Here is a 24,244-nt window from a genome sequence, read left to right as displayed (position 1 = left end):
TGCTCCCTCATCGCAGCGTGGTCCCCCACATGTTCACCAGGTACCGGCGCATCACGAGGATGAACACCAGCGCGGGCAGGATCAGCGCGAAGCCACCGGCGAACCGGTACGCCTGCGGCGCCTCCCCGAGCGAGGCCAGCACCTGAGCCGGCAGTGTCCGGTGCCCGAGCGTGATCACGGCGGCGCCGAGGATCTCGTTCCAGGACAACACGAACGTGAAGATCGAGGACGCGGCGAGGCCGGGCAGCGCGAGCGGGACCACCACCCGGCGCGCCGCCTCGAACCGGCCGCAGCCGAACACCCGGGCGGCTTCCTCGACGTCGGCGGGCACCGACACGAAGATGCTCGCGCTGATCAGCACGGTCGTCGGCATGGCGAGCGTGGTGTGCAGCAGCGTCACCGAGAACACCGTGTCGTAGACGCCGGAGTTGAGGAACATCGTGGCCAGCGGCACGGACAGCACGACGATCGGCAGCGCGCGAGCCAGCAGCATGAACACCTGGTAGGCGTCCTTGCCGCGGAAGACCTGGCGGGCCAGCGCGTATCCGGCCGGGGCGCCGACGAGCACCGACAGCACCACGGTGTAGATGCCGGTCAGCAGCGAGTTGCCCAGTGCCGGAACGGTTCCGGTGGCCTGGATGAACGCGAGCAGCGTGTCGGCGGAGAAGTCGCTCGGGATCAGCGGCTTGGGGAACTCCAGCAGTGCCTGCGGCGAGGACACCGCGGCCAGCCCGATCAGGATCATCGGCACGAGCATGAACAGGCTGACCAGGATGCAGGCGACCTGGACGGCGATCGCGCGACGGCGACGACGGCGCAGCGGCGCCCGGTCCACCGGGGGCAGGGTCGTGGTGGTCGTGGTCACTCGGCCGCCTCCCGCTGCCGCATGGTGCGCAGGTAGACCACCGCGGTCACCAGCGACAGGACGAGCACCACGAGGGCGGCGGCGCTGGCCACGGCCGGGTTCTGCAGGTTGACGTACCACTGGTAGGTCTCGCCGACGAGCAGCGGGAAATCGCGGCCGGTCAGCGCCTGCGCGACCGCGAAGGCCTGCAACGCGAGGATCGTCCGCAGGATCAGCGCGACCTGCAGGCTCGGCTTGAGCTGCGGCAGCGTCACGTGCCACAGCCGCTGCCACGCGCTCGCCCCGAGTACCTGGGCGGCCTCGTCGAAGTCCTTGGGCACCATCTGGATGCCGGCGACGACGATCACGAACACCAGCGAGGTGGCGCGCCAGACCTCGGCGATCACCACGGCCAGCAGCATCGTCCCGGTGTGGGTGTAGTTCAGCCACTGCACGCCGGTGTCGGACAGGCCCCACGACACCAGCAGCGAGTTCAGGTAGCCGCGGTTGTCGAACACCGACAGCCACACCAGCCCGGCGGCCAGCTCGGACACCGCGAGCGGGACGGTCCACAGGTAGAAGTGGCCGGACAGGAACTTCGGCCGGGCCTGCACGAGCAGTGCCATCGCCACCGCCAGCACGAGCTGCACCGGCACCACGATGACGATGAGCAGCAGGGTGTTGCGCAGGGCCTTGAGGAAGTACGGGTCGCCGAAGAGGCGCTCCCACGCGGCGAGCGTGAAGCCGGAGCCGTCGGTGAACGCCGAGATCAGCGCCTGCACCACCGGCCAGCCGAACAGCGCCAGCATGAACACGATCGACGGCGCGAGCAGCAGCCAGGGCGACCCGGCCCGGCGGCGCCTGCTCCCCGCACGGATGGTGGCCACCGCCATGTCAGGCCACCTCGCAACGCTGTGCCGGTGGGTCGGGCGCCCAGCACGGCACCTTCAGGTCGTCGAACACCTTCTGCAGCACCCTCGCCTGGTTGTCCAGTGTGGACCGGATGTCGGCACCCTCCAGGACGATCGCCCGGAAGGAGTCCTTGAACGCCTTGGTGACCTCGCCCTCGCGGGTGCCCAGGCCGACCGGCAGCAGCGACAGGATCGCGCCCGGCGCGTCCCGCTGGCGCTGCACCGCACCGGCCTCCAGCTGCAGGGCGGGCGGCAGGTCGTCCGGGATCGGCGCATCGACCACGGGGAAGAACCCGTTCGACCGCAGCAGCTCGACCTGCGCCTGCGGGGTGGACAGCGCGGCGATCACCTGCTCGGCCTGGCGGCGGTCGGTGCTGCCCTTCGGGATGGCGAGGCCGAGCACGACGGCCATGTAGCCGAGGCCGTGCGGACCGCGCGGCGCGGGCAGCATGCGCCACCGCTGCGGCTCGGTGCCCGGCGCGGACACCAGGCGCGCGACGTGGTCCCAGCCGATGCGCACCGCACCGGACTGCAGCGGCTCCTGCATGAAGTCGTAGGTGGTGCTGGACGGGCTGGTGTTGGCCCACAGCTCCTTGAGGTACCGCCAGGCGGTGACCGCCTCCGGCGAGCGGAAGGTGGTGATCTGGCCGCCGGTGAACGAGGGCAGCAGGTAGCCCTGCAGGAAGCGGTGGATGAGCCCCTTCGGGCCGCACGGCAGGCCGAGCATCGGCCGGTTGCCGTTGGCCCGGCGGGCGGCGATGGCCCAGTCCAGGAACTGGTCGTAGGTCAGCGTGTCCGGGTCCGCGCCGGAGGGCAGGTGCTGCAGGGCGTCCTCGTGCGCGGCGAGCACGAAGCTGGCCTGCGCCCACGGGACGTACCAGGACTGGGCGGTACCGGCCTTGGCGAGCGCCAGGTACTCCGCCGGGTAGCCGTGGCCTGCGGGCACTCCGGAGACGTCCTCCAGGTACGTCCCGGCGAGCGGCGCGAGGTCGCTGTGCGAGCCGCCGAGCAGACCGACCTGGGTGCGGCCGGCGCCGACCTGGCTCTGCACCTGGCTGGCGAACGGGCCTTCCTCGATGGTGACGTAGCTGACCGCGCCCGGGAACGTCCGCGTCAGGAACCCGCGGAAACGCTCGGCCTCGGCGACCGGGCGGAACTGCGTGGACAGGAAGACCATCCCGCCGCCGCCCGTCGTCGCGAAGCCGACGCAGCCGGCCGCCATCGAGGCGGCGCCGGCCAGGAAGAGCCCCCGCAGGACGGTACGACGGGTGGGGCCGCTGCCGATCGGGCGGGCCGCGCGCATTCAGTTCCACCCCTGTCGTCGTCTACACTTCTGTCTGGGCGCTGAACATAAGTCCTCGCGGGAGATCCTGTCAACATGCCCCCGGCACGCACCGGCACGCCCACCTCGGCGGGCCACATCCTCGCGATCCTGCGCAGCGAGGGACCGCTGACGCGGCAGCAACTGCAGGACCGGATCGGCCTGTCCCGCGCAACACTGGTCGAGCGCCTCGATGTGCTGCAGCGACTGGGACTGCTCCGGCAGGAGGGCCACCGCGCGTCCAGCGGCGGCCGTCCGGCCGAGGTACTGGCGGCCAACGACGTGGGCCGCACCGCGCTGGTGGCCGACATCGGCCAGCGGCACGCCACGATCGCGGTTGCCGACCTGCGCGGCACGGTGTTCGGGCAGACCCACCGCGCGCTGCCGGCCGGGCACCGGCCGGAGGACACCCTGTCGTTCCTGCTGTCGGCCGGCCGCGAACTGCTCGCCGGGTCGGGCCGCGCGGACAGCCTGTGCGCCGTCGGGCTGAGCGTGCCCGGGCAGATCGACTACGAGGCGGGCACCACGATCGCCCCGCCGTCGATGCCGGACTGGCGCGGCGTTCGGCTGCGCGACCCCTTCGCGGACACGCTGTCGGTGCCGGTGTTCCTGGACAACGACGCGAACGCGCTGGCGTTCGGCGCGTACTGCGAGATGAACCGGCCCCGGGCCGCGCTGGTCGGGGTGAAGGTCGGCACCGGTATCGGCGCCGGGATGGTGATCTCCGGGCGGGTGCACCGCGGGGAGACCGGGTGCGCCGGCGAGGTGGGGCACATCCGCATCGAGGGGTCCGAGCTGCGGTGCGACTGCGGGCGACGGGGCTGCGTGTCGGCGATCGCCAGCGGGCAGGCGGTCATCCGCACGCTGCGCCCGACCGGGGTGCGCACCTCCGGCGACGTGCTGCGCCGGGTCCGCGCGGGTGAGGCCGAGGCGGTCCGGGTGACGCGGGAGGCCGGGCGGCTGGTGGGGACCGTCCTGGCGACCGTGGTGACCATCGTCAACCCGAGGTACGTGCGGGTCGGCGGCGCGATCGGGGTGCTGCCGCCGTTCCTGGCGGGCCTGCGCGAGGTGGTGCTGTCCCACGCGCACACCAGCTCGCTGGACAGCCTTGACATCGGGCCGTGCGCGGTCGGCGTGAACACCACGCTCACCGGCGTCGCGGGGATCGTCGCGGACGAGATGCTCGCGCCGGAGACCGTGGACGCGATGGTGTCCCCGTGACGGCCCGCTACTCCGCCTTCCGCCGGAAGATCTTGCTGCCCAGCCACACCACCGGGTCGTACCGGCGGTCCGCCACGCGCTCCTTCATCGGGATCAGCGCGTTGTCGGTGATGTGGATGTTCTCCGGGCAGACCTCCGTGCAGCACTTGGTGATGTTGCAGTAGCCCAGCCCGTGCTCGGCCTGCGCGGCCGGGCGGCGGTCGGCCACGTCGAGCGGGTGCATCTCCAGCTCGGCGATCCGCATCAGGTACCGCGGCCCGGCGAAGTGCTCCTTGTTCTCCTCGTGGTCGCGGATGACGTGGCAGGTGTTCTGGCACAGGTAGCACTCGATGCACTTGCGGAACTCCTGCGACCGTTCCACGTCGGCCTGCTTCATCCGGTACTCGCCCGGCTTCAGGCCCGGCGGCGGCGTGAACGCGGGGATCTCGCGCGCCTTGGTGTAGTTGAACGACACGTCGGTGACCAGATCGCGGATCACCGGGAACGTCCGCATCGGCGTGACGGTGACGACCTCGTCCTCGGCGAACACCGACATCCGCGTCATGCACAGCAGCCGGGGCCGCCCGTTGATCTCCGCGGAGCACGAGCCGCACTTGCCCGCCTTGCAGTTCCACCGCACCGCCAGGTCGGAGCACTGCGTGGCCTGCAGCCGGTGGATGATGTCGAGCACGACCTCGCCCTCGTTGACCTCGACGGTGAAGTCCTGCAGCCCGCCGCCGGACGCGTCACCGCGCCAGACCCGGAACGACGCCTTGTAGCTCACGACTGCCTCCCCGGGTGCCCGGTCAGCTCGTCTTCGGTGTAGTACTTCTCCAGCTCGCTCAGCTCGAACAGCTCCAGCAGGTCGGGCCGCATCGGCTGCTGGTCCTTCGGTGTGACGGTGACGTGCAGGGCCAGCGGATCGTCCCCGGAGGCGCTGCACACCAGCAGCGTGTTGCGCCAGCGGGAGTCCATCTGGGGGTAGTCGTCCCGGGTGTGCCCGCCACGGCTCTCGGTGCGCATCAGCGCCGCGCGCGCCACGCATTCGCTCACCAGCAGCATGTTGCGCAGGTCCACCGCCAGGTGCCAGCCCGGGTTGAACTGCCGGTGCCCCTCGACGGTGACGTTGCGGATCCGCTTCTTGATCTCGTCCAGCTTCGCCAGCGCCCGCTCGATCTCCTCGGACTTGCGGATGATGCCGACCAGGTCGTTCATCGACTGCTGCAGTTCGCTGTGCAGCGTGTAGGGGTTCTCCTCGACCCCTTCCGCGGGCGGGTCGAAGGGCACCAGCGCGGTGCGGGCCGCCTGGTCCACATCGGACTCCCGCACCGACGGGCGGGATTCCAGACCCTCCACGTAGGACGCGGCGCCGAGACCCGCCCGCCGGCCGAACACCAGCAGATCGGACAACGAGTTGCCGCCCAGCCGGTTCGACCCGTGCATCCCACCGGAGCACTCCCCCGCGGCGAACAGCCCGCGCACGCTGGAGGCCGCGGTGTCCGGGTCGACCTCGATGCCACCCATCACGTAGTGGCAGGTCGGGCCGACCTCCATCGCCTCGGCGGTGATGTCCACATCGGCCAGTTCCTTGAACTGGTGGTACATCGACGGCAGCCGGCGGCGGATCTCCTCCGCGCTCATCCGGCTGGCGATGTCCAGGAACACGCCTCCGTGCGGGGAGCCGCGCCCGGCCTTGACCTCCGAGTTGATCGCCCGCGCCACCTCGTCGCGCGGCAGCAGGTCCGGTGTGCGGCGGTTGTTCTCCTGGTCGGTGTACCAGCGGTCGGCCTCGTCCTCGGAGTCGGCGTACTGGCCCTTGAACACGTCCGGCACGTAGTCGAACATGAACCGCTTGCCGTCGGAGTTCTTCAGCACGCCGCCGTCCCCGCGCACCCCCTCGGTGACCAGGATGCCCTTGACGCTCGGCGGCCACACCATGCCGGTCGGGTGGAACTGGACGAACTCCATGTTGATCAGATCGGCCCCCGCGCGCAGCGCGAGCGCGTGCCCGTCACCGGTGTACTCCCACGAGTTCGAGGTGACCTTGAACGACTTGCCGATGCCGCCGGTCGCGAGCACCACCGCCGGCGTCTCGAACAGGATGAACCGGCCGCTTTCCCGCCAGTACCCGAACGCCCCGGCGATCCGGTCGCCGTCCTTGAGCAGCTCGGTGATCGTGCACTCGGCGAAGACCTTCAGCTTGGCCTCGTAGTCACCGAACTCCCGCAGGTCCTCCTGCTGCAACGAGACGATCTTCTGCTGCATGGTGCGGATCAGCTCGAGCCCGGTGCGGTCGCCGACGTGCGCCAGCCGCGGATAGGTGTGGCCGCCGAAGTTGCGCTGGCTGATCCGCCCGTCCGGGGTGCGGTCGAACAGCGCGCCGTAGGTCTCCAGCTCCCAGACCCGGTCCGGCGCCTCCTTCGCGTGCAGCTCGGCCATCCGCCAGTTGTTGAGGAACTTGCCGCCGCGCATGGTGTCCCGGAAGTGCACCTGCCAGCTGTCCCGCTCGTTCGCGTTGCCCATCGCCGCGGCGCACCCGCCCTCGGCCATGACCGTGTGCGCCTTGCCGAACAGCGACTTGCACACCACCGCCACCGACAGCCCGCGCTGCCGCGCCTCGATCACCGCGCGCAGACCGGCGCCGCCGGCGCCGATCACCACCACGTCGTAGCTGTGCCGCTCGACTTCCGCCATGGCCTGCCCACCTGGTCTTTCGGGTCCTTGTCGTCTGTGTCGTCCGTGTCGTGCCGGTCAGTCCACGAACCGCGGATCGGGGAACGCGCCGCTCGCCACGAGCATCACGTAGAGGTCGGTGACGACGAGCGTCCCGAGGGTGATCCAGGCCAGCAGCATGTGCCGGTTGTTGAGCCGGGTGACCTGGGTCCACAGCCAGTACCGCACCGGGTGCCGGGAGAAGTGTTTGAGCCGCCCGCCGACCACGTGCCGGCACGAGTGGCAGGACAGGGTGTAGGCCCAGAGCATGATCACGTTGCCGGCCAGGACCAGGTTGCCCAGCCCGAAGCCGAACCCGCCGGTGCGGCCGTGGAAGGCGATGACCGCGTCGTAGGTGTTGATGATCGAGATGAGGAAGGCGGCGTAGAAGAAGTAGCGGTGCGCGTTCTGCAGGATCAGCGGCAGCCGCGTCTCCCCGGTGTAGCGGCCGTGCGGTTCGGCGACGGCGCACGCCGGCGGGGAGAACCACACCGACCGGTAGTACGCCTTGCGGTAGTAGTAGCAGGTCAGCCGGAAGCCGAGCAGGAACGGCAGCGACAGGAACGCCAGCGGGATCCAGCCCGGCAGCGCGCCGATCGGCGTGCCGAAGTGGGACGACCCCGGCACGCACGAGTCACTCAGGCACGGCGAGTAGAACGGCGTCAGGTAGTGGTATTCCGGCACGTAGTACGCGGTGCGCACGAAGGACCGGATGCCCGCGTAGATCACGAACGCGGCCAGGCCCATCGTGGTGAACAGCGGGGGGACCCACCACCGATCGGTGCGCAGGGTGCGTGCGCTGATCCGGGCGCGCCCCGCAGTGGTGTCGCCGGTGGCGGGCGCGCTCACCGCTGGTCACGGTGGTATCCGCCGACCCCTTCGTCGTCGGCCCCCTGCCACAGGGCCGGGTCGTACGGGCCGTCGGGGATCTTCACGACGGCCGACGGGTCGAGCGGCCGGGGCTGGGCCGGCACGCCGGGCTGCTCCAGGTCGCTCGCGTCGATGTCCAGCCGCTCGATGTCGTTGGCCAGCCGGCGGACCGCGGAGGCGTCGCCGTAGCGCGACCGCAGGGCGCCGACGCACTGCTTGAGCTGGCCGATCGTCCGGCGCAGTTCGGCGAGTTCGGTGGTGGTCATGACTACCTCCGGTTGGTTCGGCGGCTAGTAGCGACTCTGCCGCCCGGTATGCAATGTGACAAGTAACACACCCTAGATCGGGCATGTGACGACGGTCACCTGAAACGATCTTCTTAATCGATTTTGTCCAGGCACGTCCGCCAGCTACTGTGGCCACTGCCACGACCGTGCGACGCCAGCGAAGTCGTCAGCCGGACCAGCCGACGAGTTCCAGGTGGTTCTCCCGTGCCCGAAGCCCGAACACCCGTCCACCCCGTCGTCGAGGAAGTCACCCGGCGCATCGCCGCGCGCAGTGCCGACACCCGCAGCGCCTACCTCGCACGCATGGCCGCCGCCCGCGCCGAAGGACCCGCCCGCGCCGGCCTCGCCTGCAGCAACCTCGCCCACGGATTCGCCGCCTGCGGCGGAGCCGACCGCATCGCACTGCGCGGGCTGCGCAAGCCCGGCATCGCGATCGTGTCCGCCTACAACGACCTGCTGTCCGCGCACCAGCCGCTGGACGAGTTCCCCGCGTGGATCAAGGACGCCGCGCGCGAGGCCGGCGGGGTCGCCCAGTTCGCCGGCGGCGTGCCCGCCATGTGCGACGGCATCACCCAGGGGCGCGCCGGAATGGAGCTGTCCCTGTTCAGCCGCGAGGTCATCGCGATGGCCACCGGCATCGCCCTGTCCCACGAGATGTTCGACGGCACGCTGCTGCTCGGCGTGTGCGACAAGATCGTGCCCGGCCTGCTGATCGGCGCGCTGGCCTTCGGCCACCTGCCGGCGATCCTGGTGCCGGCCGGTCCGATGACCTCCGGCCTGCCCAACAAGGAGAAGGCCCGCGTGCGGCAGCTGCACGCCGAGGGCCGCGCCACCCGCGAGGAGCTGCTGGCGGCCGAGTCCGCGTCCTACCACTCGGCGGGCACCTGCACGTTCTACGGCACCGCGAACTCCAACCAGCTGGTCGTCGAGGTGATGGGCCTGCACCTGCCCGGCGCGAGCTTCGTGCACCCCGGCACACCGCTGCGCAAGGCGCTGACCGAGGAAGCCGCGCGCCGCGTGGTCGCCCTGTCCCGGGCCGACGAGTACACGCCGCTGGCGGAGGTGGTCAGCGAGCGCTCGGTGGTCAACGGCGTGGTGGCGCTGCTGGCCACCGGCGGCTCCACCAACCACACCATGCACCTGGTCGCGATCGCGGCAGCCGCGGGGATCCAGCTGACCTGGGACGACTTCGCCGACCTGTCCGCGGTGGTGCCGCTGCTCGCCAGCGTCTACCCCAACGGCAACGCGGACATCAACCACTTCCACGCGGCCGGCGGCGTGCAGGTCCTGGTCGGCACGCTGCTCGACGCCGGGCTGCTGCACCCCGACGTCCGGACGGTCGCCGGGGACGGGTTGTGGCGGTACCGCTCGGAACCGGTGCTGGACGGCGGTTCGCTGCGGTGGCGCGAGGTGCCGGCCCGCAGCCTGGACGAGGACGTGCTGCGGCCGGTGGACAACCCGTTCGCACCCGACGGCGGGCTGCGGATGCTCTCCGGCAGCCTCGGCCGTGCGGTGATCAAGGTGTCCGCGGTCGCCCCGGAGCACCGCGTGGTGCGCGCGCCCGCCCGGGTCTTCACCACCCAGGACGGGTTCACCGAGGCGTTCCGGGCCGGTGAGCTGGACCGGGATGTCGTGGTGGTGATCCGCAACCAGGGACCGCAGGCCAACGGCATGCCGGAGCTGCACGGCCTCACGCCGGCGCTCGGCGTGCTGATGGACCGCGGGCACCGGGTGGCCCTGGTCACCGACGGCCGGATGTCCGGTGCGTCCGGCAAGATCCCGGCCGCGATCCAGGTGACCCCGGAAGCCGCCGCCGGCGGTCCGCTGGCCCGGGTCGCCGACGGCGACCTGGTGGTGGTCGACGCCGGCGCCGGGCGGCTCGACGTGCTGGTTGACGAGGCCGAGCTGGCCGCGCGGCCGGTGCGGGACGCACCGCCGGACGAGGCAGCCTGGGTCGGCACCGGGCGCGAGCTGTTCACCGCGCTGCGGCGCGCGGTCGGGCCGGCCGACCAGGGCGCCGGCGTCTTCGGGCCGATGACCCCGGCGCACTTCGGTGCGCCGGCGCGAGTGTGAGGAGAGACGTGAAGACAGGTCATGACGTGCTCGAGCTGTCCGCGGTGCTGCCGGTCGTCGTGGTGGACGACGCGGCGGACGCGGTGCCGCTGGCGAAAGCGCTGGTCGCGGGCGGGATCCGGGCGATCGAGCTGACGCTGCGCACGCCGGCCGGGCTCGCCGCGATCGAGCGGGTGGCCACCGAGGTGCCGGACATCGTGGTCGGTGCGGGCACCGTGGTGACCCCCGAACAGGCCAGGCAGGCGGCGGACGCGGGCTCGGCGTTCCTGGTCACACCGGGCTGCACGGACCGGCTGCTGGAAGCCGTGTCCAGCACCGGGCTGCCGTTCCTGCCGGGCGTGAGCACGGTGTCCGAGGCGATGCGGGCCGCCGAGCACGGGATCACCGCGCTGAAGTTCTTCCCCGCCGAGGCCAGTGGCGGCGTGGCGTACCTCAAGGCACTGGCCGGGCCGCTGCCGGGGCTGCGGTTCTGCCCCACCGGCGGGATCTCCCCGGAGAACGCACCGAAGTACCTGGCACTGTCCACAGTGGGCTGTGTCGGCGGGTCCTGGCTGACGCCGGCGGACGCCGTCACAGCGGGTGACTTCGGCCGGATCGAGCAGCTGGCGCGCGAGGCCGCGGCACTGCGCTGACCCAGCGGGCCCACGTTGCCGCGGACGGCCCGGCTCCCCGATTGGGGGCCGGGCCGTCCGGGTACCCGCCCCGCGGCAGGTCGCGACCGGGGAGATCGCCGTGACGTGGGAGTGGTTCACCGATCCGGGCTACTGGGCGGCCCGGCTGGTGTTCCAGCGCCTGCTCGCGGCGATGTACCTGGTCGCGTTCCTCGCCGCGGCGTTGCAGTTCAAGCCGCTGCTCGGCGAGCGTGGCCTGCTGCCGGTCCCGGACTTCGTGCGGCGCGTGCCGTTCCGCCGCGCGCCCAGCCTGTTCCACTGGCGCTACTCCGACCGTCTGTTCGCGACCGTCGCGTGGTCCGGCGTCGTGGTGTCCTCGGCGCTCGTCCTCGGGTTGTCCGACCACCTGCCGGTGTGGGCCGCGATGCTCGCGTGGACGGTGCCGTGGGTGCTGTACCAGTCGATCGTCAACGTCGGGCAGCTGTGGTACTCCTTCGGGTGGGAATCACTGCTGCTCGAAACCGGGTTCCTGGCGATCTTCCTCGGCCCGGCGGACACCGCACCACCGGTGCTCGTGCTGTGGCTGCTGCGCTGGGTGCTGTTCCGGCTCGAGTTCGGCGCCGGGTTGATCAAGATGCGCGGCGACGCGTGCTGGCGCGACCTGACCTGCCTCTGCTACCACCACGAAACCCAGCCCATGCCCGGCCCGCTGAGCTGGTACTTCCACCACCTGCCCCGACCACTGCACAAGGTGGAGGCCGCGGCCAGCCACGGCACCCAGCTCGTCGTGCCGTTCGCGTTGTTCGCGCCGCAGCCGGCCGCGAGTGCAGCCGCGCTGCTGATCATCGCGACCCAGCTGTGGCTGGTCGCCAGCGGCAACTTCGCGTGGCTGAACTTCCTCACGATCACCCTCGCGGTGTCCGTTGTGGACATCTTCCCGGTGCAGGCCCCACCGCTGCCCGGATCACCGGTGTGGCACCGCGGTCTCCTGATCGGGCTGACCGTGCTGGTCGTCGTGCTCAGCTACCGGCCGGCCCGGAACCTGGTGTCGCGGCGGCAGGTCATGAACACCAGCTTCGACCAGCTGCACCTGGTCAACACCTACGGCGCGTTCGGCACCGTCACCAAGGTGCGGCACGAAATCGTCATCGAGGCCACCGACGATCCCCGGCCCGACGAGGACACGGTGTGGCGCGAGTACGAGTTCAAGGGCAAACCCGGGGACCCGCGGCGCCGCCCACCCCAGTTCGCGCCGTACCACCTGCGGCTGGACTGGCTGATGTGGTTCGCCGCGCTGTCCACCCGGTACGCCCAGTCGTGGCTGCCGGGCCTGGCGGAGAAGCTGCTGGCCGCCGACCCGGAGACGCTGAAGCTGCTGCGGCACGACCCGTTCCACGGCGGACGTCCGACCTACGTGCGGGCGAATCTCTACCGGTACCGCTTCACCACCCCACGGGAGCGCCGGGAGACTGGAGCGTGGTGGGTGCGCGAAGCCCGCGGCCCGGTGCTGCCGACCACCCGCCTGGGAGCGGACGGCGCGGTGGTCGCCGTCGAATGAGGAGGACGACATGCACGCTGGCCGGCTCGCGGAGCTGCTCGGGCGGTGGTCGAGCGGGCGGGAGGCGCTCTACCAGAAGCTGGCCGCGCGGCTGGAGGCGCTGATCGAGCGCGGCGAGATCCCGGCGGACGGGCGGCTGCCGACCGAACGGGCACTGGCGGCCGAGCTGGCGATCAGCCGCAACACCGCGGTCGCCGCCTACGACGTGCTACGCGACCACGGGCTCGTCGAACGGCGGCGCGGCAGCGGGACGTTCGTGCGGCGCCCGCCCCGGCCCGGCCGCGGCGTGGTCAGCCAGTTCAACCCGATGTTCCTGCACCTGCTCGACCCGGTGCCGGACCTGATCGACCTCACCTGCGCCGCGCCACCCCAGCCCGCGGGCTTCCCGGATCTGGTCGCGGAGGCCGTCGGCACGGCCGGTGACTTCGGGATCGGCTACCACCCGTCCGGGATCCCGGCGCTGCGGCAGGCGATCGCGGACTACTACGCGGCGCGGGGGCTGCCGACCGAACCCGGCCAGATCGTGGTGACCTCGGGCGCGCAGCAGGGGATTTCGCTGCTGGCCCGGTTGTTCGTGCGACCCGGCGACACGGTGGTGGTCGAGGAGCTGACCTATCCGGGTGCGATCGACGCGTTCCGCGGGACCGGGGCGCGCATCCTCGGGGTGCCGCTGACCGCCGATGGCGTGTCGGTCCCGGCGCTGGCGGAGCTGGTGGCCGGGGCCAGGCTGGTGTACCTGGTGCCGGCGTTCCAGAACCCGACCGGCTCGGTGCTGCCGTCCGCCGCGGCACGGCGGGTGGTGGCGCTGTGTGCCGCGCACGGGGTGCCGCTGGTGGACGACCACGTGCTCGCCGATCTCGCGCTCGACGGCCCGCCGCCCGCGCCGCTCGCCCGCCACGGCGACGAGGTGATCAGCGTGGGGTCGCTGAGCAAGCTGATCTGGGGCGGCGTGCGGATCGGGTGGGTCCGCGCCGACGCGCGGACGGCGGCGGACCTGGCGCGGCTCAAGGCGGTCGCCGACCTCGGCACCGACGTCGTCGCGCAGGCGATCGGGGTCGCGCTGTTCGCGCGGCTCGGCGAGCTGGCCGAACAGCGGCAGCGTGAGCTGCGGGACCGGCGCGACCAGGTGGTGCGGGACCTGCGCTCGGCGGTGCCGTCGTGGGAGTTCCGCACCCCGGCGGGCGGCCAGACGCTGTGGATCCGGCTGCCGGGGGTGGACTCGCGGCGCTTCGCCCAGTTCGCGCTGCGGTACGGGGTCGCGTTGCTGGAAGGCAGTTCGCTGGCCGCGCACGAGTCCAGCGGTGAGCACATCAGGGTGCCGTTCACCCTCCCGGAGGAGACGTCGACCGAAGCGGTACGGCGGCTGCGGCGGGCGTGGGACGCCTACCCGGGTGCCAATGCGGCCCCATTGGCACTGGCCGGTGCCGGTCCGGAGTGTCAGGGTGACAGACATGCGACGTTTCCCGCCCAGCGCGATGACCAGCCTGCTGGATGACAGCCCCCGCTACGACCTCGCCGAGAGCACCTGCGGTGACCTGACGGTCGCCGACCTCGTCGACGCCGGCCGGCTGGCGGACTTCCCGCTGGGCTACGGCACGTCCGCCGGGCAGGTGGAGCTGCGGAAGCTGCTGGGCGAGCGGCTCGGGGTGTCCGCGGACGAGGTGCTGGTCACGACGGGTGCGGGCACGGCCCTGTTCCTCACCGGGTTGATCGCCGCGGGCGAGGTCGTGGTGGTGCAGCCGGGGTACCCGCCGATGCTGGGGCTGGCGCAGGGGCTCGCCGAACGGGTGCGGACGGTGCAGCTGCGGTTCGACGACGGATACCGGCTGGACGTGGCCGCGCTGCGGGATGCGCTGTCGCCGCGGACGCGGCTGGTGATGCTGGCGACGCCGCAGAACCCGGCGGGGGTGGCGTTCACCCGGGACGAGATCGACGCGGCGCTGTCGGTGATGGCGTCGGTGTGCCCGGAGGCGATGCTGCTGATCGACGAGAACTACCGTGAAGCGGCGTACACCGCGACACCGTCGTTCGCGTCGTTGTCGCCCAAGGTGATGACGTGCGGGTCGTTCTCGAAGGCGCACGGCGCGCCCGGGCTGCGGATCGGGTGGCTGACGGTGCGCGACCCCGAGTGGTACGAGGAGCTGCGCCGGGCGAAGTTCACGAGTGCGGTGGCGTGCGGCACGCTGGACGAGTTCCTCGCGCTGGAGCTGCTGCGCCGGGCGGACGAGGTGCTGGCCGGCAAGCGGGCGCGGATGACGGCGGCGCTCGAGGTGGTCGCAGAGTGGATCTCACGGCAGGACGGCCGGGTGACGTGGATCCGGCCGGACGCGGGCGCGTTCTGCTGCCTGCGGCTCGGCGCGCGGGTGCGTGTGGCGGACTTCTACGAGCGCCTGGGCGAGTCCGGGGTGTCGGTCGCGCGGGGCGAGTGGTTCGGCGACGAAGCCGGCACCTTCCGGCTCGGCTTCGCCCACGAGCCGATCGACCGGCTGCGCGAGGGGCTCGAGCTGATCGGCGCCGCGCTACGGGCCTCATCGGACTCGTGAGGCCCCACGTAACCGAGGACTCGGCCGGAAACCGCCAGTGGATGACAGTCCCAGCGGTGGGTAGTTGAGGTCGTCGGCTGGTGTGGTCGCGAGATGCGCTCTTGCACGGATCGGGCGTACCCGCCGACGGCCGAGACGTGCTGCTCCGAGTCGCCGGTCCTGCCTCGGCGCGTGCCGTGGCTCGGCGGTGAGCCGGTCCGCCATCCGCTCTGAGCCACGATCATTTCTCCGGGACCATCGCGATCCATCCCTGGCCGGCGGATCGCTCGGCTACGCGGCCCCTTTCGCGGTAGCCGTCCGCCTGCCTTCGACGCGGACGTGAAGAAGCCCACCGCGGGTGCGGTGGGCTTCTTCACGTGGTCAGGATGAGCGAGCTCGGCGGGCAGCGGCCGTCCCGATCGGTGCGCCGCAAACAGTACGGCGGCAACCAGCAACTTCGGGTCGGCTGAAAGGCTTCGCGCACGGCCGGCAGACGCCAGGTCAGCGGCGCAGCACCTCTCGCCACCGTCAGTCCAGGGCAGCGTCGTCCAGCGGGGTGGAGTCGGCGCCGGCGTTGCGGAGCTCCTCGCGCACCACGGTGTACGCCAGGCCCTGCGGGTAGCCCTTGCGCGCGAGCGTACCGAGCAGACGACGGGTCGCGGTCTGCTCGTCCAGCGCAGTCATCGTGCGGAGGCGCTTGCGCACCAGCTCACGCGCCCGCTGCTCCTCGGACTCGCGGTCGATCTCCCCCGCCGCCTGCGCGGCCACCTCCGCGTCGACGCCCTTGCGTTTCAGCTCGGCGACCAGTGCGGTGCGCGCCAGGCCCTGGTACGCGTGGCGCGAACGCACCCACTGCTCGGCGAACGCGGCGTCGTCGACCAGCCCGGCGTCGTCCAGCTTGCCGAGCAGCTGCTCGCGGATCTCCTCGTCGAAACCCTTGCGCCGCAACGCCTGCCGAAGCTCGTCCTTGGTGCGGGCGCGGACGGCCAGGAGGTCGAAACAGACCTCCTTGGCCTTCTTCCACGCCTCGTCCCGGGACAGCTCCGCCGGGTCGAACCTCGGCATCGATCAGAAGTCGACCGGGGCGGGCTCGGCCGCCTCGGCGTCGACCTGCGGGCCGATGCCCAGCTTCTCCTTGATCCGCTTCTCGATCTCGTTGGCGATGTCCGGGTTGTCCCGCAGGAACTTCCGCGCGTTCTCCTTGCCCTGGCCGAGCTGGTCGCCCTCGTAGGTGTACCAGGCGCCGGACTTGCGCAGAATGCCCTGGTCGACCCCCATGTCGATCAGCGAACCCTCGCGGGACACGCCGACGCCGTAGAGGATGTCGAACTCGGCCTGCTTGAACGGCGGCGCGACCTTGTTCTTCACGACCTTGACGCGGGTGCGGTTGCCGACGGCCTCGCCGCTGTCCTTGAGCGTCTCGATACGCCGCACGTCGAGCCGGACCGACGCGTAGAACTTCAGCGCCTTACCACCGGTGGTGGTCTCCGGCGAGCCGAACATGACGCCGACCTTCTCGCGCAGCTGGTTGATGAAGATCGCGGTGGTGCCGGAGTTGGACAGCGCACCGGTGATCTTCCGCAGCGCCTGGCTCATCAGCCGGGCCTGCAGACCCACGTGCGAGTCACCCATCTCGCCCTCGATCTCGGCGCGCGGCACGAGCGCGGCGACCGAGTCGATGACCAGGATGTCGAGCGCGCCGGAGCGGATCAGCATGTCCGCGATCTCCAGCGCCTGCTCACCGGTGTCGGGCTGGGACACCAGCAGCGCGTCGGTGTCGACGCCGAGCGCCTTGGCATACTCCGGGTCGAGGGCGTGCTCGGCGTCGATGAACGCCGCGATGCCGCCGGCCTTCTGGGCGTTCGCGACCGCGTGCAGGGCGACCGTCGTCTTACCCGAGGACTCCGGGCCGTAGATCTCGATGACCCGGCCGCGCGGCAGGCCACCGATACCCAGCGCGATGTCGAGGGCGATGGCGCCGGTCGGGATCACGCCGATGGGCGGGCGGGTCTCCTCGCCCAGCCGCATGACCGAGCCCTTGCCGTACTGCTTGTCGATCTGGGCCAGGGCGAGTTCGAGCGCCTTGTCCTTGTCGGGTGCTGCTGGCATGGAAATCCACCTCGTCGTTTGCGGAGCCTGTGGGGCTGGTATTCGGGTTTGTTCGCTGTGGGCCCGAGACTACGGGCGGGGTCCGACAATTCCGGGCGCCGAGACGAGGCTGTGGATCGTTGACCCCGATGTGGACAACACAATAGCCGAACACGTGTTCGAGGCAAGAGCGACACGCCCGGAAGCGCCGGTTTTCCCGGCGGAGCTCACCGGCGCTCCGGCGGCACGTCGAACTCGGCGCACACCGCCCGCCAGATCTCCTTCGCCGGGGTGCCCTCGGCCAGTGCCTGCTCGACGGTCCGGCCGCCCAGGCCGCTGAAGACGTGGTCCTTCGCCAGGATCTCCGCCCGGCCGGGGCCGAACTCGTCGGCCATCAGCCTGCGGAACACGGTGATGCGCATCGAACCCAGGGTAACGGCCCGCGTGCCCGGTACCGTGAGGGCATGACCTCCGCGCAGGAGATGCCGTCCTGGGGACCGGTGGCGATGGCCGTCGCCTCGGCGGCCGTCCTGATCGCCGCGATCGTCGTGGCCCTGCGCGCGCTGTGGAACATGCGCAACCGGAAGTAGCTACTCGCCGGGCTGCACGTTCTTCTCGAAGTACGTGGCCAGGTCCCCCGCCGGCAGCGGGGCCTGCCCCCCAGTCGCCTTCTGGTAGATCACGCCGGCCAGCGGGCGGTCGGCGACGGTGAACACCAGCACCGCGGCGGTGCGCCCGGACGCCGACGAGTAGCTGCCGTCCAGGCCGTTGCCCTTCCACGCGGCCCGCACCTGGTTGCCGCCCACGGCGCCGAGCAGCCGGTCGGTGTACTCCCTGACCCTGGCCTGCGAGACGCCGTGCAGGTAGGTGACCTGCGCCCCGGCCAGCGCGGGCGCCGAGCAGGTGGTCAGCACGCCGATGTTCGCGCTCTGGGGCGGGGCGATGTCCCCGGTGCCGGCGCCGGGCACGCACTTGCCGTCGGCGATCGTGCCGGCCAGCTGGCGCAGGCAGCCGGTGAAGCCCTGCGCGTCGACCGCGCCGGGCGGGTCGCAGTCGGTCGCACTGAAGGTGGCGGCCGGCGAGCCGGACGGCCACCACAGGAAGGCGGCGCCGGCGACGAGCAGCAGGACGACGACCGTGGTGATGCCGGCGACGAGCTTCTTCCGGTTCGAGCGCGGTGCGGGACGGGCTGGGGGGCTCGGGAAGTTCGACGGCCCGCCCGGCGGGAACCCCGCCGGCGGGTACGGGTAGCCGCCCGGCGGGGTGCCGGGCACGGTGGCGACCGGTGGCGGGAACGCGGTGGGGACACCGGTGGACGCCATCCGCCCCTCGACGTTCTGGGTGCGCATGCTGATGCCGTCGCGCGCCACGTGGTGCGCGCCGAGCGCGACCGCGGTCTCCGGCTGGTCCAGGCTGGTGGCGACCACCCCGAGCTTCTCCGCGATCATCGACCCGACCAGCGGCAGCCGGCTGGACCCGCCGACCAGGTAGATGCCGGACAGCCGGTCCGGGGACAGACCGGCCGCCGCGATCGTCCGGCCGAGCAGCTCGACGCTGCGCAGCAGCGCCGGGCGGACCAGTGCCTCCAGCTCGCCGCGGGTGACCAGGACGTCGCTGAACGGCTCGGGCATCGGCACCTCGGTCTGCGGCAGCCGGGACAGCGACTCCTTGGCGGCCTTCACGTCCTCCTGCAGCGCGCGCCGGGCCCGCCGGTCCGCGGTGGACTCCGGGCGGAGCAACCGCTGCCAGCGCTGCGGGTCGGCGTGCGAGACCTCGCGGCCGACGTGCACCATCAGCGCCTGGTCGACGTCGAGCCCGCCGAGGTCGGGCAGGCCGTCCTCGGCCAGCACCACGTAGCCGTTCTGGGTGGCCCCGACGACCGCGACGTCGAAGGTGCCCGCGCCGAGGTCGTACACCGCGAGCGCCTGGCCGGGTGCGGGCACGCGGCCGGGCAGGGACGCGAAGTGGGCGGCCGCCGCGACCGGCTCGGGGACGAGCAGCAGCGGACCGTTCAGGCCGGCCAGGCGGGCCGCCGACAGCAGCACGTTGCGCCGGGTGGGGCCCCACTGGGCGGGGTGGGTCAACCGGACCTCGTCGGGCAGCTCGCCGCCGAGCTGGCGGGTGGTTTCGTCGAGCACGCGGCGCAGCACGGCGGCCAGCGCCTCGTTGACCGGGACGACGTCCTGGCCGAGCAGCAGGGTCTGTTCGTCGACGCGGCGCTTGGGGTTGGGTTCGAACCGGGTGGGGTCAAGGCGGGCGCGCCGCTCGGCGTCGCGGCCGACCACGAGGGTGCCGTTCTCCTCGGCGAACACCGCCGAGGGCATGGTGGCGGACCCGTCCACCTCGACCACGCGGGGCGCCCTGCCGTACGCGGACAGCACTGCCACGGTGTTGGACGTACCGAGATCCACCGACAGGATGCGCACAGCTCTTCCCCTCACGATCACCCAGGCGAGGACTGATGTTGCCACGCTCGCCAGGACCGGCACGGGGCACCCGCGGGAAATTGTCGTACCCGGAGTTCATGATGGATCCGTGACCGACGTGCTGGAGCTCTTCTCGCCCGCCACCCGCGACTGGTTCGCGGGTGCCTTCGCCGCGCCCACGCAGGCGCAGGCGGGGGCGTGGCGGGCGGCCCAGGCGGGCGAGCACGCGCTGGTGGTGGCGCCCACCGGGTCGGGCAAGACGCTCGCCGCGTTCCTGTGGGCCCTGGACCGGCTCGCGGCCGAACCGCCCGCCGCGGACGCCCAGCGCCGCTGCCGGGTCCTCTACGTGTCGCCGCTGAAGGCGCTGGCGGTCGACGTGCAGCGCAACCTGCGGGCGCCGCTGGCCGGCATCCGGCAGGCCAGCCACCGTCTCGGGCGGACGCCACCGGAGATCACGGTCGGCATGCGCACCGGTGACACCTCGCCGGCCGAGCGGCGGGCGTTCCTCAAGGCCCCGCCGGACATCCTGGTGACCACGCCGGAGTCGTTGTTCCTGATCCTCACCTCGTCGGCCCGCGAGTCCCTGCGCGGCGTCGAGACGGTGATCCTGGACGAGGTGCACGCGGTGGCAGGCGGGAAGCGGGGCGCGCACCTGGCGTTGTCGCTGGAACGGCTCGACGCGCTGCTGCCGAAGCCGGCGCAGCGGATCGGCCTGTCCGCGACGGTCCGGCCGATCGACGAGGTGAGCTCGTTCCTCACCGGCGGCCGCCCGGTGCGGGTGGTGCAGCCGGAGACGGCGAAGACGATCGAGGTGCGGGTCGAGGTCCCGGTCGAGGACATGGCCAACCTGGACGCGCCGGCGCCGAGCCCGCTGGAGCGGCTGGACGCGCTGCTGCCGTCGGAGGGTGGCATCGGCACACAGGAGGAGATCGCCGGCGCGGCGGTCCGGCGGCCGTCGATCTGGCCGTCGGTGGAGCAGCGCGTCCTGGAGCTCATCCGGCAGCACCGGTCGACCATCGTGTTCGCCAACTCCCGCCGCCTGGCCGAGCGGATGACGGCACGCCTGAACGAGCTGGCGGCGGAGCAGACCGAGCTGGCGGCCGATCAGCGGTTCCCCGCCGAGGCGATCGGCGAGTCCGGGCTCACCACGGGCGCCGAGGCGACGGTGGCGAAGGCGCACCACGGTTCCATGTCGCGCGAGCAGCGGACCCGGGTCGAGGAGGAACTGAAGTCCGGCCTGCTGCCGTGCGTGGTCGCCACGTCGTCGCTGGAGCTGGGAATCGACATGGGCGCGGTGGATCTGGTGGTGCAGATCGAGGCGCCGCCGACGGTCGCGTCCGGGCTGCAGCGAGTCGGCCGGGCGGGGCACCACGTCGGCGCGGTGTCCACCGGGGTGATGTTCCCGAAGTTCCGGGGCGATCTGGTGTCGTGCGCGGTGGTGTCGGAGCGCATGACCGCCGGTGCGATCGAGGCGATCCGTTACCCGCGCAACCCGCTCGACGTGCTGGCGCAGCACATCGTGTCGATGGTGGCGCTGGAGCCGTGGTCGGTCGAGGAGCTGGCGGCGACGGTCCGGCGGGCGGCGCCGTTCACCGCGCTGCCGGACGACGCGTTGCTGGCGGTGCTGGACATGCTGGCCGGGCGGTACCCGAGCGAGGAGTTCGGTGAGCTGCGCCCGCGCATCACCTGGGACCGCGTGGCGGGTGAGCTGCGCGGGCGGCCGGGGTCGCAGCGGCTCGCGGTCACCTCCGGCGGGACGATCCCCGACCGGGGGTTGTTCACGGTGATGACGCCGGGCAGCGACGGCAGCCCGGGCTCGCGGGTCGGCGAGCTCGACGAGGAGATGGTCTACGAGTCGCGAGTGGGCGACACGATCCTGCTCGGCACGTCGTCGTGGCGGATCACGGACATCACGCACGACCGGGTCATCGTGGTCCCGGCTCCGGGTGAGCCGGCGCGGATGCCGTTCTGGAAGGGCGACGCACCGGGCCGCCCGCTCGAACTCGGCCGCGCGCTGGGCGCATTCGTCCGCGAACTGTCTACTTCGGACGATGAGAAGGCCCGTTCGCGGGCGCGGCAAGCCGGTTTGGACGAGCTGGCCTGCGACAACCTGCTGACGTACCTGACCGAGCAGCGCTCGGCGACGCGGCACGTGCCCAACGACCGCACGATCCTGCTCGAACGGTTCCGCGACGAGCTGGGCGACTGGCGGGTGGTGCTGCACTCGCCGTTCGGGGCGCAGGTCAACGCGCCGTGGGCGCTGGCGATCGCGGCGCGGCTGCGTGAGCAGCGCGGCGTGGACGCGCAGGTGATGCACTCCGACGACGGGATCGTGCTGCGGCTGCCGGAGGCGCTGGACAGCGACGGCGCCGAGGTGACGATCGGCACCGACGACGTGCTGATCGATCCGGAGGAGGTCGAGCAGATCATCGTCGCGGAGGTCGGCGGCTCGGCCCTGTTCGCCGCGCGGTTCCGGGAGTGCGCGGCGCGGTCGCTGCTGCTGCCCCGGCGCGACCCGCGGCGGCGCACCCCGCTCTGGCAGCAGCGCCAGCGGGCCTCGCAACTGCTCGCGGTGGCGGCGAAGTACGAGCGCTTCCCGGTGGTGCTGGAGGCGATGCGGGAGTGCCTGCAGGACGTCTACGACGTGGGCGGGCTGCGGGAGCTGATGGCCGACGTACGGGCGCGGCGGGTGAAGGTCGCCGAGGTGGAGACGCCGTCGCCGTCGCCGTTCGCACGCAGCCTGATGTTCGGCTACGTCGGCATGTTCCTCTACGAGACGGACGCGCCGCTCGCGGAACGCCGGGCGGCGGCGCTGTCGCTGGACTCCACCCTGCTGGCCGAGCTGCTCGGCACCGAGGCGATCCGGGAGCTGCTCGACGCCGACGTGGTCGACGAGGTCGAGCGGTCGCTGCAACGTCTGGAGCCCGACCGGCAGGCGCGCAACGCCGAGGAGACCGCGGATCTACTGCGGTTCCTGGGCGATCTCTCCGACGCCGAGGCCGCGGCGCGGGGCGTCCGGCCGGAGTGGCTCGACGAGCTGGCCGGACAGCGCCGGGTGATCCGGGTGCGCATCGCGGGTGAGGACCGCAACCTGTCCATCGAGGACGCGGGCCGGGTACGGGACGCACTCGGGGTGGCGCTGCCGATCGGGGTCCCGGAGGCGTTCACCGAGCCGGTGGCCGATCCGCTCGGGGACCTGCTGTCCCGGTACGCGCGCGCACGCGGGCCGTTCTCCGCGCACCAAGCGGCGGAGCGGTTCGGGCTCGGGCCCGCCGTAGTCACCGGGGTGCTCGACCGGCTGACCGCGGAGGGCCGGCTGGTGCGCGGCGAGCTGCGCCCGGTGGGGCATCCGGACACGTACGGCGCGGGCACCGAGTACTGCGATGCGGCGGTGCTGCGTCGGTTGCGGCGCGCCTCGCTGGCGCGCCTGCGAGCCGAGGTCGAGCCGGTGGAACCCGCCGCGCTGGGCCGGTTCCTGCCGTCCTGGCACGGGATCGGGGCGCGCATGCGGGCGGCGCCGAGCGTCGACGACGTGCTGTCGGTGGTCGAGCAGCTCGCGGGCGCGCCGCTGCCGGCGAGCGCGCTGGAATCACTGATCCTGCCAAGCCGCCTGCCCGGGTACTACCCGGCGCTGATGGACGAGCTGATGACCGCGGGCGAGGTGGTCTGGTGCGGCGCCGGTGCGCTGGCCGGTGGTGACGGATGGGTGTCGCTGGCGCCCGCGGACGTGGCCGACCTGCTCCTGCCGGAGGTCGGCGAGGAGGTGCCGGCGGGCCCGCTGCACGAGGCGGTCCTGAGCGCGCTCGACGGTGGCGCGTTGTTCTTCCGCCAGCTGGTCGACCGGGTGACGCCGCTGGTGGACAGCGCCCCGGGCGACGCTGACGTGGTGGCCGCGTTGTGGGACCTGGTGTGGACGGGCACGGTCACCGGCGACACGCTGGCGCCGCTGCGGGCGCTGGTGTCGGGCAAGGGCGCGGCGCACAAACCCCGGCAGGCGGCGCCGCGCAGCCGGTACGGGCGGATGCGGGCCGGCCGTCCCGCGATGCCTTCGCGCACCGGCCCGCCGACGGTGGCCGGGCGGTGGGCGCTGACGCCGCTGCGGGAGCCGGACCCGACTCGGCGCACGCACGCCCGCACCGAGGCGTTCCTGGAGCGGCACGGCGTGCTGACGCGCGGTGCGCTGGAGACGGAGCGGGTCACCGGCGGGTTCTCCGGGATCTACAAGGTGCTGCGCGCGATGGAGGACTCGGGGCAGGTGATCCGCGGCTACGTGGTGGAGGGCCTGGGAGCCGCGCAGTTCGCCGCGCGCGGGGCGGTGGACCGGTTGCGTGCCATGTCCGATCAGGGCGGCACGCGGCGACCGGACGCGGTGGCCGACGCGGTTGTGCTCGCGGCGACGGATCCGGCGCAGCCCTACGGCGCGGCGCTGGCGTGGCCGGCGGTGCCGGGTGACACCAAGCACCGTCCCGCGCGCAAGGCCGGTGCCCTGGTGGTGCTGGTCGACGGGGTGCCGGCGCTGTACGTCGAGCGCGGTGGCCGGTCGCTGCTGTCGTTCACCGAGGACGAGCCGGTGCTGAAGGCAGCCGCACACGCCCTGTCCCGCGCCGTCCGGGAAGGCTGGCTGGGACAGCTGGCGGTCCAGCGCGCCGACGGCGAGCAGGCGCTGACGTCCGCGCTGGCCGACGTCCTGCGGGACGCCGGTTTCCGGGCGACGCCGAAGGGACTGCGACTACGAGCGTGAGATCACGTCACCCTGCGTTGGCTCACTCGCGGCGAACACGATTTACTTTTCGTGACCTGAACGAGTGAGAGGACGACCTG

Annotated in this window: 19 protein-coding genes; 8 read left to right on the top strand and 11 right to left on the bottom strand. The window is 72.3% G+C overall.

Translation table 11 applies throughout. The features are described from left to right. Nucleotides 1–7: 7 nt before the first annotated feature. From FHX46_RS09540 to FHX46_RS09530, 3 genes are read right to left on the bottom strand one after another with little or no spacing between them, the layout of a single operon-like run. Entirely contained in the window at nt 8–865 is an 858-nt protein-coding gene (locus tag FHX46_RS09540) for a carbohydrate ABC transporter permease (protein ID WP_167112530.1), read from the bottom strand. After that, nucleotides 862–1,737 carry a carbohydrate ABC transporter permease gene (locus FHX46_RS09535; protein WP_167112528.1) on the bottom strand — a complete coding sequence of 292 codons (876 nt, stop codon included), beginning with the start codon at nt 1,735–1,737 and terminating at the stop codon, nt 862–864. The genes FHX46_RS09540 and FHX46_RS09535 overlap by 4 nt, the downstream gene beginning before the upstream one ends. A gap of 1 nt (nt 1,738) precedes the next feature. Beyond that, nucleotides 1,739–3,058 (bottom strand): ABC transporter substrate-binding protein, encoded by a 1,320-nt coding sequence (locus FHX46_RS09530; protein ID WP_167112525.1) that lies wholly within the window; start codon nt 3,056–3,058, stop codon nt 1,739–1,741. A gap of 75 nt (nt 3,059–3,133) precedes the next feature. Here FHX46_RS09530 and FHX46_RS09525 point away from each other — a divergent pair, with 75 nt between their 5' ends. Then, nucleotides 3,134–4,297 (top strand): ROK family transcriptional regulator, encoded by a 1,164-nt coding sequence (locus FHX46_RS09525; protein ID WP_167112524.1) that lies wholly within the window; start codon nt 3,134–3,136, stop codon nt 4,295–4,297. 7 nt (nt 4,298–4,304) lie between these two features. On the opposite strand, the gene FHX46_RS09520 is transcribed toward FHX46_RS09525, so the two are convergent. Genes FHX46_RS09520 through FHX46_RS09505 form a run of 4 tightly spaced genes read right to left on the bottom strand, consistent with a single transcriptional unit; the run spans nt 4,305 to nt 8,124 of the window. Continuing rightward, nucleotides 4,305–5,060 (bottom strand): succinate dehydrogenase/fumarate reductase iron-sulfur subunit, encoded by a 756-nt coding sequence (locus FHX46_RS09520; protein ID WP_167112522.1) that lies wholly within the window; start codon nt 5,058–5,060, stop codon nt 4,305–4,307. Further along, nucleotides 5,057–6,970 carry a fumarate reductase/succinate dehydrogenase flavoprotein subunit gene (locus FHX46_RS09515; RefSeq protein WP_167112519.1) on the bottom strand — a complete coding sequence of 638 codons (1,914 nt, stop codon included), beginning with the start codon at nt 6,968–6,970 and terminating at the stop codon, nt 5,057–5,059. Before FHX46_RS09515 ends, FHX46_RS09520 begins: the two co-directional genes overlap by 4 nt. A 57-nt stretch (nt 6,971–7,027) precedes the next feature. Then, on the bottom strand, nt 7,028–7,837 hold the full coding sequence (locus FHX46_RS09510; protein WP_167112518.1) for a hypothetical protein: 810 nt from the start codon (nt 7,835–7,837) through the stop codon (nt 7,028–7,030). Then, nucleotides 7,834–8,124: a hypothetical protein gene (locus FHX46_RS09505; protein WP_167106401.1), complete on the bottom strand. Its 291-nt coding sequence runs from the start codon at nt 8,122–8,124 to the stop codon at nt 7,834–7,836. The genes FHX46_RS09510 and FHX46_RS09505 overlap by 4 nt, the downstream gene beginning before the upstream one ends. Nucleotides 8,125–8,349: 225 nt before the next feature. On the opposite strand from FHX46_RS09505, the gene edd reads away from it, so the two are divergent. The 5 genes from edd to FHX46_RS09480 all read left to right on the top strand — a co-directional run bounded on the left by edd (nt 8,350) and on the right by FHX46_RS09480 (nt 14,930). Further along, entirely contained in the window at nt 8,350–10,218 is a 1,869-nt protein-coding gene (gene edd / locus FHX46_RS09500; protein WP_167112516.1) for a phosphogluconate dehydratase, read from the top strand. Between the two features lie 8 nt (nt 10,219–10,226). Next, nucleotides 10,227–10,850 (top strand): bifunctional 4-hydroxy-2-oxoglutarate aldolase/2-dehydro-3-deoxy-phosphogluconate aldolase, encoded by a 624-nt coding sequence (gene eda / locus FHX46_RS09495; protein ID WP_167112514.1) that lies wholly within the window; start codon nt 10,227–10,229, stop codon nt 10,848–10,850. A gap of 100 nt (nt 10,851–10,950) precedes the next feature. Then, a complete protein-coding gene (locus FHX46_RS09490) occupies nt 10,951–12,387 on the top strand; it encodes a lipase maturation factor family protein (protein ID WP_167112512.1) in 1,437 nt (478 codons plus the stop codon). Between the two features lie 10 nt (nt 12,388–12,397). Further along, nucleotides 12,398–13,882, top strand: coding sequence for an aminotransferase-like domain-containing protein (locus FHX46_RS09485; protein WP_167112510.1), 1,485 nt, complete (start codon nt 12,398–12,400; stop codon nt 13,880–13,882). Then, entirely contained in the window at nt 13,839–14,930 is a 1,092-nt protein-coding gene (locus tag FHX46_RS09480; protein WP_243871253.1) for a pyridoxal phosphate-dependent aminotransferase, read from the top strand. Before FHX46_RS09485 ends, FHX46_RS09480 begins: the two co-directional genes overlap by 44 nt. A 507-nt stretch (nt 14,931–15,437) precedes the next feature. Here the strand turns inward: FHX46_RS09480 and FHX46_RS09475 are convergent. The 3 genes from FHX46_RS09475 to FHX46_RS09465 form a co-directional block, all read right to left on the bottom strand. Then, entirely contained in the window at nt 15,438–15,974 is a 537-nt protein-coding gene (locus FHX46_RS09475) for a regulatory protein RecX (protein WP_167112508.1), read from the bottom strand. A 3-nt stretch (nt 15,975–15,977) separates the two neighbouring features. Beyond that, a complete protein-coding gene (gene recA / locus FHX46_RS09470; protein ID WP_017983956.1) occupies nt 15,978–17,018 on the bottom strand; it encodes a recombinase RecA in 1,041 nt (346 codons plus the stop codon). A gap of 206 nt (nt 17,019–17,224) precedes the next feature. Continuing rightward, on the bottom strand, nt 17,225–17,419 hold the full coding sequence (locus FHX46_RS09465) for a DUF3046 domain-containing protein (RefSeq protein ID WP_167106380.1): 195 nt from the start codon (nt 17,417–17,419) through the stop codon (nt 17,225–17,227). 42 nt (nt 17,420–17,461) lie between these two features. On the opposite strand from FHX46_RS09465, the gene FHX46_RS28785 reads away from it, so the two are divergent. Further along, on the top strand, nt 17,462–17,587 hold the full coding sequence (locus FHX46_RS28785; protein ID WP_279588894.1) for a hypothetical protein: 126 nt from the start codon (nt 17,462–17,464) through the stop codon (nt 17,585–17,587). On the opposite strand, the gene FHX46_RS09460 is transcribed toward FHX46_RS28785, so the two are convergent. Next, nucleotides 17,588–19,423 (bottom strand): Hsp70 family protein, encoded by a 1,836-nt coding sequence (locus FHX46_RS09460; protein WP_167112506.1) that lies wholly within the window; start codon nt 19,421–19,423, stop codon nt 17,588–17,590. Nucleotides 19,424–19,532: 109 nt separating this feature from the next. On the opposite strand from FHX46_RS09460, the gene FHX46_RS09455 reads away from it, so the two are divergent. Next, nucleotides 19,533–24,164 (top strand): ATP-dependent helicase, encoded by a 4,632-nt coding sequence (locus tag FHX46_RS09455; RefSeq protein WP_167112505.1) that lies wholly within the window; start codon nt 19,533–19,535, stop codon nt 24,162–24,164. Nucleotides 24,165–24,244 lie beyond the last annotated feature (80 nt).

It is taken from the genome of Amycolatopsis viridis, from assembly GCF_011758765.1.
Taxonomy (GTDB): domain Bacteria; phylum Actinomycetota; class Actinomycetes; order Mycobacteriales; family Pseudonocardiaceae; genus Amycolatopsis_E; species Amycolatopsis_E viridis.
Note: the sequence above shows the minus strand (reverse complement) of the source record. Positions and strands in the feature narration are given on the sequence as shown.